The 12,002-nt window shown below is 48.9% G+C and carries 11 protein-coding genes; all 11 read right to left on the reverse strand.

Annotated features, from left to right (window positions below; all coding sequences use genetic code 11):
• Positions 1-19 precede the first annotated feature (19 nt).
• Positions 20-2,263 (reverse strand): hypothetical protein, encoded by a 2,244-nt coding sequence (locus NQ565_RS09415; RefSeq protein WP_005652696.1) that lies wholly within the window; start codon positions 2,261-2,263, stop codon positions 20-22.
• 75 nt (positions 2,264-2,338) lie between these two features.
• A complete protein-coding gene (locus NQ565_RS09420) occupies positions 2,339-2,914 on the reverse strand; it encodes a DUF3575 domain-containing protein (RefSeq protein WP_005652695.1) in 576 nt (191 codons plus the stop codon).
• A 44-nt stretch (positions 2,915-2,958) separates the two neighbouring features.
• Positions 2,959-3,978, reverse strand: coding sequence for a fimbrillin family protein (locus NQ565_RS09425; protein WP_005652694.1), 1,020 nt, complete (start codon positions 3,976-3,978; stop codon positions 2,959-2,961).
• Between the two features lie 37 nt (positions 3,979-4,015).
• The gene (locus NQ565_RS09430) at positions 4,016-5,410 is read right to left on the reverse strand and encodes a fimbrillin family protein (protein WP_040315554.1); all 1,395 of its coding nucleotides are present in this window, start codon (positions 5,408-5,410) and stop codon (positions 4,016-4,018) included.
• A gap of 19 nt (positions 5,411-5,429) precedes the next feature.
• A complete protein-coding gene (locus tag NQ565_RS09435; RefSeq protein WP_139168213.1) occupies positions 5,430-5,675 on the reverse strand; it encodes a hypothetical protein in 246 nt (81 codons plus the stop codon).
• Positions 5,647-7,017 (reverse strand): fimbrillin family protein, encoded by a 1,371-nt coding sequence (locus NQ565_RS09440; protein ID WP_005652692.1) that lies wholly within the window; start codon positions 7,015-7,017, stop codon positions 5,647-5,649. Before NQ565_RS09440 ends, NQ565_RS09435 begins: the two co-directional genes overlap by 29 nt.
• A gap of 58 nt (positions 7,018-7,075) precedes the next feature.
• Positions 7,076-8,506 carry a hypothetical protein gene (locus tag NQ565_RS09445; protein WP_016662167.1) on the reverse strand — a complete coding sequence of 477 codons (1,431 nt, stop codon included), beginning with the start codon at positions 8,504-8,506 and terminating at the stop codon, positions 7,076-7,078.
• A 2-nt stretch (positions 8,507-8,508) separates the two neighbouring features.
• The gene (locus tag NQ565_RS09450) at positions 8,509-9,801 is read right to left on the reverse strand and encodes a hypothetical protein (protein WP_005652690.1); all 1,293 of its coding nucleotides are present in this window, start codon (positions 9,799-9,801) and stop codon (positions 8,509-8,511) included.
• Entirely contained in the window at positions 9,798-11,135 is a 1,338-nt protein-coding gene (locus NQ565_RS09455) for a DUF3575 domain-containing protein (RefSeq protein ID WP_005652689.1), read from the reverse strand. The genes NQ565_RS09450 and NQ565_RS09455 overlap by 4 nt, the downstream gene beginning before the upstream one ends.
• 241 nt (positions 11,136-11,376) lie before the next feature.
• Positions 11,377-11,565, reverse strand: a complete 189-nt coding sequence (locus tag NQ565_RS09460; protein ID WP_005652688.1) for a hypothetical protein — start codon at positions 11,563-11,565, stop codon at positions 11,377-11,379.
• A gap of 59 nt (positions 11,566-11,624) precedes the next feature.
• Complete coding sequence (locus NQ565_RS09465; RefSeq protein ID WP_005652687.1) at positions 11,625-12,002, reverse strand: VOC family protein; 378 nt, start codon at positions 12,000-12,002, stop codon at positions 11,625-11,627.

Genomic DNA, 12,002 nt, shown 5'->3' on the forward strand with positions numbered 1-12,002 from the left:
TTCAACTCTCCATATCCGTTTAATAAAGTTTCCAGTCGCCCTGGTCGTAATATTCCATAAATTCCTTACTGATTTCACCGTCGTTAACGGCTATTTTGTAGTATTTCTCATCCAGTTTGACGATTTCTTCCAACTTCTTGCAGGCTTCGTCAAAGTCGAGGGCGTTATCGTAGCTCCATTCATACAGTTTCTTTTCCCGGATGTAAATCACCAGTTTCATGTATTTAGTCATGGCCGTTTCAGGCAGTTCTTCCAATGCTTTCTGTGCTTCTTTGTTGTAATTGTCCGTTTCCATAGCCATGCACATTACAATATTATTGAGCGGTGACGACTCCTTTACCAATTTGAATACTTTTTTACGTTCCTCGCCCTCCTTTACGGTGGCTGCACCCCGGTAGTCGTAGTATCCGCCCAGACAGTTGGCAAATGCCTTTATCATCTGGAAGCGTTCGGTATCCGGAAGTTTGTCGGCAAGGATGCTGGCCTCTTCAAAGTTATAGGCGCGTATGTACATTGCGAGCTGGTTGGCGACGATTGTTTCGGGGTTTACCTCAGTCTTGGTTATGCTGATACCGTCATTGAAAGAGTCCACCATGTTCACTTTCCGCTTAAGGTCAATCAGGGGTTTCAGTATCTCTACGTCGAAAGTATCCCTGCGTAGCAGCGCTATTGCAAGGTTGTTTGCTGCCAGAATCCACGGCTTTTCTTTCCCTTTCGTGTCGTAGGCCATTGTTTCCCTGTAAGCGCGCCGATAAAGTTTCTCCGCTTCTTCCGGGGCTTTTATCATCCGGAACAAATGCCAGTACTCGTATCGGGTAAACGATTTTTTGCCATCGGCGTATTGAGGGTCGTGCAAGTATTTGTCCAATATTTCATCCGGATTCAGTTCACGGAATATTTCATGTTTGTATTCGTACTGTACGGTGCGTAGTTTGGGCAGCCGTTCTTTGATGATGGTGGAGTAGTAGGGCAGACGCGATACGGCGGCAAACTGCGCATCCGGATTCTTATATTTTCCGATGATTTCCCTTATCTCCCGCGCTTCCGCAGTGAGGCTGTCCCGTTCCAGTAAATCGGCCACTTCATTCCAAGTGGCAACACGGGTTTCCGTAGGATGTTTGTATACCCGGCTCCATTTGGCGGCAGGTATTACCGAAGTGATTTTCCGTAGGGCGAAAGCCGTTCGTTGCTTGGCAAGCGCAAGGTTGCTGGCATAGCGTCCTTCGGGAGACGATACGCCGGTTATCTTAAATTCTTTCAGTGTGGTGCCCTCACCGTTTACGATGTTCATCAGGTCTTCCTGCAACTTGTTCATCTGCACTGTGTTGGCAGAGTCGGCAGGATCCAGCTCAGCCTTGCCCACAAGGAATGTCAGCGAAATATTGCCTGCCGTATTCCGGCGTTCGCGCCGGGGCGTTTCCTTGTATTTATCGGGGTCTAATTCAAAATCGGGGAACGAGAACTCCAGAAACTGCAACGGGCGTTTTATTTTGCAGGTAGTCATTTTCCATTCCGCTTCGTATGTAGGGTGGGTATAGTCTGCTATAATAACTTTGGACAATACACTGTAAATGTGTCTGGGGTCGGGTACGGGTACCGAGTCGTTGATGTCCAGGTTGAAGCGTGTGGCATCCAGTTGGCGGCGGGTATTGATATAGGGAGCCAGTTTGTCGTTCCTGATGTCGTAGGCCATGCGGCGGTCTTGCGTCAGTCCGTATTCGGGGCCGTCCATGACTGTCGGGTCCATGTAGCTCACTATCTCTTCGGTGGTACAGTCCATGATATAAGGTTGCATGATGAGCCGGCGGTTGGGCGCGCCGTAATTGCTGGGAATGGCTACCGAGTTGTTTACAATCAGTTTGTTGCCCACTATTTTCCCGGCTACGGGCCGGGGTTGCGGGTTTGGGTTTTCTGCCACAACTTCCACCTCCTCAAGAGCGATGCCGCCGTCGATGTTGGCGTTTATCTCCTGTTTGTAATTCACCTCGCGCAGTTCGTTTTTCATTTGCACGTTAAAGATTAGCGCGCCGTTTTCCGCTACACGTATTTCATAGTATCCGTCGGCGCCCGCCACGGCATCGGCGTCGAAGAGTAATGTTCCGCCACCGCCGGTTTCAAGTGCTTTCAGGGCATCGCGTGCCGAGGCCACGGTATTGAAAGCAAAAATACGCACGGTCTCTCCCATGGGGAAGGGGCGCGGCTTTTTTTCACCTTCGGGCAGGTTCAGCACTTTGCCGGACACGATAGTGATTTGTTGCGCCATGCTTGATGCGGAAGATAAAATCATAGCAATGCAAACGGCTGATGTTATGATGAAATTTTTCATGGCGGTTATTCTTTATTTGAAGATATAGGATATGGAGACACCTATTTTGATAGGCAGCAGTTTGTAACCGTTGGCGTTGGCTTGTGCCGTTCCGTCGGTGTAGTCCTCTATGTTATCGTTTTTGTAGTATTGTTTTTGCTTGAAGTACACGGCGCCGAATCCGCCGTAAAACTCTACGTTGAGGCGTCGGTTCAGGTTCAGCGCATAGCCGAAGGTAATCCCGGCGCCGGCAGCATCGCCCTGATAGATGCGGTCTCCCCATGTGATGTCGTAGGACACGCCGAGAGCGGCTATTCCCACAAATTCCCGTGTCATGGGGCGTCCGTTAAACCAATAGCGGTATTCGGGCAGAAGACCTATCATTTTGGCTTTGTTGCCGTAGATGTTGACTGCGCCGAAAGCCGAGATGTCGATACTGCTCCGTTCGCCCACAACGAATTCGCAGCCGATGTTGGGAGCCATGGCGGCAAGCATCAGGCCGTTGGTCTTTACTGCCAGTTGCTGGGCGTGCAGGGTAGGGAAACTGCAAAGTAGCAGCAGAAAGAAGATGCTGCTTAAAGAGAGTGTATGGTGATTGGTTTTCGGCATATCGGTTTTTAGCGTTTTGTTGGTTGGGATTTGTAAGTTCCGTTCTATTGAAATGTATGTTCCGTACCCTTGTTCCAGTCGTTTACGGAAGCTTTTGCAGCCATGTTTTGCGTATATAGGATGTTGAGGGTGGTTATGCTGCCGGCTTCCAGTACGATTAGCGGGGGAGTGTTTGCACCGGCATCGGCTTCGTCGAACACTACGATGTCTTTTTCGCTTCCGTCCGGCTCTTTTATGCTGAATGTCAAGCGGCGGAGCGCACTGATAGTCTCATGCCCGTATGGCAGCAGCAGATAATCCTTTTGAATGCCGGGTGTTCCGGGGATAAGGTTGAGCGGGGATGCTTCGTTCCGGTAATCGGAGCTGACGGATGTACCGGTGTCCGGATTGTCGGATGTGATGTCGCCTGTTTGCAGGTCCATTGTCCCTGTTTGTCCCTCACGGGTGGTAAAACCAATGCTTTGCAACACCGGGTATGAGTCCGCCGTATATTCGGGGCGGTCGGTGGATATGTTGAGGCGTAGCCGTGCCAAGGCATGTTTCAAGGAGACAGCAACGCCTGCTGCGGTTGCAGCCGCTTTCTTGCTGCCTTTGGTTTCACCGGTGTAAAGGTAGTCTGTGGCGTCCTTTGCTTCCAGAGCGGCGGTAACGGGAATGGATACTTTACCGTTTTCATCTGCAGCGGCTGTTTCCGTATAAGGATAATAACCGTACAGATAGAGCGTGTCCTGCCGGGCAGGGTAGTACACTTTTGTTCCTTCCGGCTGCAAACTCAGTTGTCCGCCCTCTGCATATTGATAGGGAAGATTCTGCAAGTATGGGGTGCTGAAATTACTGTCTCTCATCAGGAATATACCTATTTCATCTCCTGTATTCAGGGCCGTGCCTTCAATGACGCTCCGGCCGACGGTAGTCTCTACGGTGCATACCGATGCCCTCAGCCGCACTTCCACAGCCCTCTCCCCGTCATCGGGAAGAGGAACTGTGGCAGTGTCTGTGTCGCATCCTGCCAATAACAGGAATGCGAGGCCGAACAGGTACGATATGTTTCTCTTTTTACTCATTACACTTCTTCTGTTTTTATGCGGGTGCTTTCCGCCTTTACTCTATGGGTACGTCTACGGAGTCACCGCCCGGTTTCCAGGTAGCTAAAGTGGCGGTAGCGTTGATTTGTTGGGTGGCGTAGATGCCGATACGTACGTTGTAGTAATAGCCGGCATAGAACAAATTGTCATTTTTGCCTGAATCGAGGGCGGGAGCGGGAGCATTGACGGGGATGTCGCGTACAATCAGGTCTTGCGGCACTCCACTGGCATCGGGAGCCATGATGGTGACGTCCATCAGGAATTGTTCCATGTCCGGTTTCACCATCAGATAGCCTTGTATCAGCGGGTTGGCGCTTGACACGCCGTTAAGCGTATATTGTCCGCCTTCGTATTTCTGGACATAAATGTCTTTGGGAACTTCGACGGTTCCGTCGGCATTGTCGTCCGTAAAAGTAATATTGCCTTTGCCGTCGTCGGTGGCTTCCCGCATAAGCAGGGAACCGTTGTCGGTAAAGGTCAGTTTCCCGGTCAGAACGTTGAGGGTGGCCGTTGTGCCGTGGCTTTTGATGGTGATATTCTTCACTTTCATGTTTTGGACGGCTGTTCTGTCCTCTTCGGACTGCTCGGTGGCGGGAATCACGGAGAAACGCAACTGTGCCAGTTGGTGCTCGAAGTTGATGTTGGGTATCCACGGATAGTCCTGTAACTTTTCAGAGGCTGTCCGGTTCAGTTCGTGGTGATACTTCAACTGGCGGATGTATTGGGCTTTATAGCCGGTCAGGGAAGCATCGTTCTTTACATCCTTTTTCAGGTAAATGCTGTTTGGCGCTATCTCTCCGGCGGTGGCATTGTTCCAGATGATGTCCTGCGAGCCGTCGAAACGGGCGAATGTTATTTCCGGCTTTGCGGCACTTATGGTTTGGCCTTCCTGATAAGGGGCGTAGCCGTAGAAGCTATAGTCGTATTTCTTCTGCATCGGGTAGTAGTACACACCGTTTGCGGCGTTGCCTTTATATAATGTGATTTTCTGTGCCAGGTCATTTTCCAAACCGTCCGGCTTTACGTCGGAGCCGTCTTGCTTGGGCCAGGCGGTTACTGCTGCCTGTATATTGTTCAGCAGAATTCCGTAGTTCTCCGTATCGCCCCATGCTGCGGTTCTGTTGGCATCGGTAATGGCGGTGCTGGTTGTAGCGTCATTGGTGGCAAGGGCGAAAATGCCCAATCGGGTAGTAGCGCCTTCTGCCTCATCGTATAGCTTATCCAGCGGTGCGCGTGTTACGCCTACGCTGGCTCCTATACGTGTCTCTATTCCACCCAATTGGATGATTAGCTGTCCGTCCGGCGATTCGAAGTCGTTGTCGCTGACCGGTTGCTCTATTACGATATCCTCGTTTTGCGAGCAGGCTGTCATGCAAAGGGCGGCTGCCAGCATCCATAAATTCTTTTTCATGATTGTAGTGAGTAATTGGTTAAACATATCGTTGCTCTCCTATGTTCCTCGGTATGGTACTTCCGGTACCATGCTTTGGTATTCCTTGTACCAACGTTTGGTAGCTTCCGTACCAACAGTTGGTAGCTCCTGTACCATGCTTTGGTATTTCAAGTACCAACGGTTGGTAGTTCTCGTACCGCCCGTTGGTAGTTGGATTGTCCTCAGGAGTTATTTTCCGATAGAGGAGCCGGTTCTTATTTTCCGTCTTCGATATCGGTTTCAATGTCACCACCGTCTTCCCATGCGGTCAGCACTGCGGTAACCTCTATCTTTTCGAAGCCATAGATTGTAATGTATACGTTGTAAGAAGCACCGGCCTTGAATTCTTTCACATCTTTTGAAATCTTGGACTGATCGATGATTAAGGGAGTATCCAGCTTCTCAACTTCTTTGTATGTAATCTTGTCACCGTCTGTTTCGTCTTTTGTATCTTCTACGTATTGTTTAAGGTCTATGGACAAGCTGATGTTTCCGTTAGGGAAAAACATTACAGGTTCACCCACTTGAGTTCCTTTAGCGTCGGGGTCACTATCTGCCGGAATATTTTCGTGGCCGTAAGGATACTTGGGCACTACCGGAGTGATTAAACCTTTGTCCGGGTCTAACTTGTTTTTGTTATCAACATCTTTACTGCATACAACAAAAGGAGCGGTGGAGGCTCCGTTTCTTGCGGAAGTCGTAGTAGCCAGATCCATGTCGACAACATTTACCATGTCTTTCAAGGTAATCTTAGTAACTTGCATACCGAGTGTCTTATCCTGGCCGTCAGTGCTTTTGCGTTCCACCCAATTGCTGGCTTCATATTTATAGCCGGCTGCGCTTTCACTGCCTGCCCTTACGAAAAACTTCAAACGAGCCAGCTGATGGTTGAATTTCAGGACAGGAACAATGCCTTTACGGGCTGTACGGGCGCCGAACTGGTATTTCATAAGTTCCGTCCACTCGCCGCTTAGCGTGGTAGCTATGTCTTTATATAAACTTTGGTCATTGGAAGCATCATTCTCGGCCATATCTATGGTACTGGCTGCCAATAGGTCTTGAGTACCGTTGATTGTTACATTCTTCACTTTCTTCTCATCTGCCGTAATGGTTGCATCATCGTGGGTTGCATCGTCAACATGATAACCGTAGAATGTATAGGTGCCGTTGGTCGGGTAGTATTTGTATTGAATCACGCCGTTGTCGGTATCTTCTACATAATTGTTATAGATTCTGATTGCACCGTTATTGCCTTCGGTTGCTTTGGGGGCTCTGAACTGGAGAGTTGCGTTATCGAGAATCGGAGTTTTTGCTCCTTCAGCACCTTCTTCGGCTTCTAAGCCGGTGGCTCTGTCTACCATGTGGATATACAGTTGTTGGCTGTTCCACTTGTTGTTCTCGCCTTCTACATCGCCCACAGAGCCGGTTCCTCTGCTGAGGGCCGTAACCGTGGGTACGTCCACGCCTAATGCAATCACTGCCTTGTCATTGTTGCCGTCCGGATTACCGATACCCGGATCATTGTCCTTTGAACAGCTGCTCATTACTGCGAGCGCCATTGCTGCATAGAAAAATTGCTTTTTCATACTTCATTGAATTTTTAATTAATAAAAGAAAATATATAAATCTCTGTCTGTCTCAATTTTATTCTTCTCCTATCTCTATATCTCCACCGTTTACCCACGAGGCAGCCTGTACATTCAGCTTTATATCCTGCGGACCGTATATATAGGCGCTGATGTTATATTCGCGTCCGCCCATAAATCCACTGGAGAGATAAGCGCCGTTTTCGTCTTTATTGTACACGGCATCCTTTAAGTCGTAGCTGAAAGTCGTGATATAGGGTTCACTCCCGGTTGCGTCGGGATAATATACCGTATTTATAAGGAGCGTGGCATTGTTGCCCGGCGGCAGCAGGAAAACCCCGCCGTCTGTTGCCGGACGCTGGTTTACTTCCTTGTCCGCATCTTCTTCCCTTACTTGCATCGGATAGAGTGATTTTCCTTCTTCATCGGTCCATGCTATTTCTTTTCCCTCTGCATCACGCGCCGGTAATTTCCCCCGTTCTCCCTCTGTGGGGAAATGGACGCCTACGTTTGCAGGGTCGGACGAGGCTACAGTGAAAACGCCTTTGTTGACGCATTCTATCCAGACACCCGTGATGTAAACGATGTCTTTCGTGCTTTTGCTGGCAGGATAGAATTTTAACTTGACGTATGAAAGCTGATGCTTCATGCGGATTATGGGCCAGATGTTGCGGCGTGCCGTGTACGTGCCGTAATAGCAGCTGCGCATGAGCTGACGTTCGTCGGCGCCGAGCTGTTTCAGACGGGCAGCCTGTTCGCTGTAGTCGGCAGCTATCTTTCGCCCGTTTTCCACGTCTTCTATCAGCGCTTTGAGGTCGGCGGCAGCGGCGCACATCAGGTCTTGCGAGCCGTCTACGGTGACATCGAAACAGATACGGTCTGCTTCGCGCTTCACTTCGCCCACTTGCGCATCGTCGTAGTAATAAGCAAAGAAGTTGAAGGCATCGAATTCTTCCTGCAAATTGTAATAGGGGATGTAGCCGGAACTTTTCCAGTTAATGAACGAGCCGTTTCCTGCATAAGCCGCCCGTTTGCCGTGCAGTTTGCATTGCTCGGCGGTGAGTCCCAGTGCCGTGCATTCTTCGGCGGAGATTTCGTCCAGACTGCCGTCGATGAGGCAATAGCGCCGGTCGGCATCTTCGGCCCGGCGATGGGCATAGGTCATTCCGTTGGGATTGTCGCGCCGGAATGCGTATACGAAGAAAGTGCCGTCGGCTATGCGTTTGCTGAAGTTTGTTTCGTCTGTGGGATCCAGCACTCCCGTACCGCGTGTCAATACATTATATATAGGGTCGCTGAATGCTACCATGACGGGCAGTTGCGTCTGGTCGCCCTGGTTGTCCTGATGATTGGGGTCATAGAGCGACTCGTCGCCGGTGTACAGATTACCGCAACCGGTAACAAGCAGCAGTATGCACCATAACGGCAGAATAAGTTTGTGCCGGTGTCTCCGCTTTTGCATGCTATTGCTATATGTCAGGCGTTTCATCTTTATATCTCTATTATTATGTCATCGTCCGGATTGGTGGGATCGTGCGGTTGCCATCCCATGCCGGTATCGTTGGGTACTATCTGGTCGGCCTTTATTACTAAAGGCGTTGTGATTTCGATGTTTACATCTTCTTTGCTGTAACGCAGGTATATTTTGCCGTCGCGCACTTCAATGAGTTGTGCTGCGGTCAGTTCGTCATAGGGATTGATGGCGCCGTAGATGTAGCGGCTGTTTTTCACGGGATTGCCTTCCTCATCCACTACCGGTGTACCGGAAGAATCCAGTTGGGGAGTAGATACCTGCAAGGCAACTTGCAGGATGCCCGGTCCGTTGAGATGTCCTTTTGCCGCGCTGGGGATGACACCGAGGGTGTGGAAATGGACCACGCATCGGTAAGTACCCTCTCCGGTTTGCGTAAACTCGTCCGGTTGTACCTGATGTGCCATCCGGTAGAGGCGGGTGGTGTCCAGACAGGCGTCGGCGATGTTGAAGCGTCCGCAAGCGCCGGACAATTCGATGATGGGCGCCGCGAGGTCTTCTCTTTTTATGTTTCCTTCGGTGCGGATATTGAAGACGATATTGATACGCTGGCTGATGCGTTGCATATCAAAATCCAGGATGGTCGGTTGTCCGGTTTGGATGTTTATGTTCTTTTGCACCGCATAGAATATGGGCGACTTTATTTCCTGCAGGTATTCATCGTCAGGATTGAAATCGGGCAGGTCATTGCCCTCTACGATATCGGGCTTTTCATTGCCCATACTGCTGATTTGCAGATAAAGGTCTTTCACGCTTACCTTATTGTCGTGGATGTAATTGTCCAGATTTTCTATGCTGATAATAGGAGTAGGGGACTGCTCCGTATCGCCTGTCTGTGCCGGAACATCCGCATACTGCTCGTTGATGATAAAAATGTTGTACTCACCTCCGCGCAAGTAAAAAGAAGAAGCGGTTTCTTCCGGACTCTCTATTGAGTTATCTTCCGAATTTTCTTTTGTATTTGAAGCAGTCCGGGTGTCGGAAGACGTTTCCTGTTGTGTTATATTATTGTTTGTGGCAGGGTCTATGGATGTGTTGATGATGCCGCGGGTGCGCCAGGTGTTTATGATACGGCTTGCTACGATGTGCATTTCTGCCGGAATTTCATCTTTGCTGATGTCGCCCCAGTTGAGCCGTACACGCATGTCGGTGATGTGCGGATGTTCCGCTTCCGGACAGAGGTCTACCGAGGTGCAGGCACAGATGCAGCACAGCAGGCTGAGGGCAAGGTATGTCAGTGTCTTGTTCTTCATCCTTTATCCTCCTTTTCATCATCTTCTTCACCGGAAGCATCTCCCTTTTCTTTGTTGGCGGCTTCCGCTTCCGGCTTTCCGTCTTTTTTCCGGTTTTTCCCGGAGTCTTTATCTTTCTTTTCTTTCTTTTCCTTGGTATGCAGTTTGGCTTTCTTGGCATTGGCAGCACGTTTGCCACGTTTGGCAGAATCTTGTGTTTCGGCTTTCTGCTTCAATTGGTCTTCACGTACTTTCAGTGCCTTGCGTATGGTCTTTTCCTGTTCGGAAGTGAGTGTATCGCTAAGTTGTATGCCCAGAGAATCGGCTACCTGTTTGCGCAGTTTGTCGGCAGCTTCTTTCAAAGCGAGTTCCTTGCGCTCTTGCTGCATCAGCTTCCATTGTTTCAGCTCTTCTTTGGTAAGCAGGCTGTCCGGGCGGCTGAAACCTTGTTTCCGTACCGCATTGTTGATGGAGTCGATGCGTTCGCGCATCTTATTTATCTTTTCATTAAGTGCCTGGCGGGCGAAGTCGCGTATCTGTACACGGCGGTACACCGATTCCTTATACTTGCTGCCTGCCGACATGAACCGGTAAACGAAAGCCACGCGTAAATCCGTTATCAGAGGGAACGGCACGATGTGCCCGCTTTTGCATTTCTCCGCTATGCGCGGGTAACAGTCGCTTTCCGCATCGTGCGTATAAACATCGTATGAGGTGTAAAGCAGTCCGGCGGAACCTCCCAATTCCAGGTCTATGTAATTGTTGCGGTAGCCGTAAAGCGGAGCGGTATATCCCACGCTGATGCCGGCTCCGTAGGCGTTACCCTGCTTGCCTTCCTTACCGATTTTAAAGTTGTAGCTGGCGGCGTTGACATATACGCCCCAGTAGTAAGCGCGTTCCTGGCGCGGATTCTTGCGCTGGGTGGTGAATACGGTTTCCTTGAGACGTGTCATCAGATTGGCATCTTTGGTGACGCCGCCTCTTTTACGGGTGCGAAAATACTGACGCCACTCTACCCGTGCATCGAATACATTGAAAATAAGGGATGGGGTGTACTTTTGCGAGGTGTTCCAGTTCCACTTTATATTGGCACCGATTGTACGTTTGTTCCGGATGGTATTGCCCAAGTCAAATTCTACGCCAATATTAGGAACGGTCAATAACCAGTCAACAGCATTTGTCTTGATACCCCAACGGTCTTTGAAAGATATTAATTCGGCTTTCGCATCGTCTTTCTTGCCGCGTTGCACCTGGGCATATGTGTTATTCAAAGTTATTGATATAAGAAAACACACTACAAGTTTTCTGGATAAAAAAAAGTAGTGCTTTTTTTTATACTCTTGTGATAAAATCACTTTCTTTTTAATATTATTTGTTTGTTTGCGATGCCAAAGATATATATTGTTTGTATAAAAACAAAACTTGTCATTAACTTTCTTTTATTTATCAGACTTTTTTTAATGTAATATATCTAAATAGCGTTTTGATTGGATAATTTTTCAATGCTTCTCTGTAATTCGGGTAGGTATGGTATAAAAAAAAAGGTGTAAGTTTTTCCCAACGGGACTTACACCTTCTTATCTGAAAAAATAATTATTATTTTCCTTTATGCCTGTTCGCGCGTTTCCTGCGGATTTCGGCTTTCATTTTCGCCGCACCGGAACCATGCAGGCCGGTGATATAGGTCTTTTTCTTGGCTTTGGTCTTGATTTTGTTTTCTTCTTTAGGCTTCTCTTTCTTGCCTTTGAAAACAATACCGCCCATCATTGCTTCTTCTATACTCACGTTGTTGATGTATTAAGTAATTAATAGTAATCCTCTTGTTGCAAAGTATGCCGTACAATTTACTTGGCGGGCAGTATCTCAATCCAATAATCGTCGGGGTCGTTAATGAAATAGAGTCCCATGGCGGTATTTTCAAAACATACCCAGCCGTTTTCCTTGTGATATTGGCGGATTGCATCATAGTCTCCGGCCACGCGGAAGCAGAGATGGCTTTCGTTCTCGCCCAGTTCGTAGGCTTGGGGATGTTCTTTCAGGCAGGTCAGTTCCAGAAGAAAACCCGTGCTGCCGTCGGTGAGATAGACCAGTGTGAAAGAGCCGTCCGACGACTCTTTCCGATGATGTTCCTTCAGTCCCAATGCTTGTTCGTAGAAAGCGATGCTGCGTTCCAGGTTGGTGACGTTTATATTAAAATGGTCGAATTTGCTTTTTATTTCCAC

It is taken from the genome of Bacteroides stercoris ATCC 43183 (genome assembly GCF_025147325.1).
GTDB lineage: Bacteria > Bacteroidota > Bacteroidia > Bacteroidales > Bacteroidaceae > Bacteroides > Bacteroides stercoris.

Bases quoted from the DNA above. Each gene is read 5' to 3' on its own strand.
- NQ565_RS09415 (WP_005652696.1), bottom strand. From the start codon at position 2,263: ATGGCGCAACAAATCACTATCGTGTCCGGCAAAGTGCTGAACCTGCCC.
- NQ565_RS09420 (WP_005652695.1), bottom strand. From the start codon at position 2,914: ATGCCGAAAACCAATCACCATACACTCTCTTTAAGCAGCATCTTCTTT.
- NQ565_RS09425 (WP_005652694.1), bottom strand. From the start codon at position 3,978: ATGAGTAAAAAGAGAAACATATCGTACCTGTTCGGCCTCGCATTCCTG.
- NQ565_RS09430 (WP_040315554.1), bottom strand. From the start codon at position 5,410: ATGAAAAAGAATTTATGGATGCTGGCAGCCGCCCTTTGCATGACAGCC.
- NQ565_RS09440 (WP_005652692.1), bottom strand. From the start codon at position 7,017: ATGAAAAAGCAATTTTTCTATGCAGCAATGGCGCTCGCAGTAATGAGC.
- NQ565_RS09445 (WP_016662167.1), bottom strand. From the start codon at position 8,506: ATGAAACGCCTGACATATAGCAATAGCATGCAAAAGCGGAGACACCGG.
- NQ565_RS09450 (WP_005652690.1), bottom strand. From the start codon at position 9,801: ATGAAGAACAAGACACTGACATACCTTGCCCTCAGCCTGCTGTGCTGC.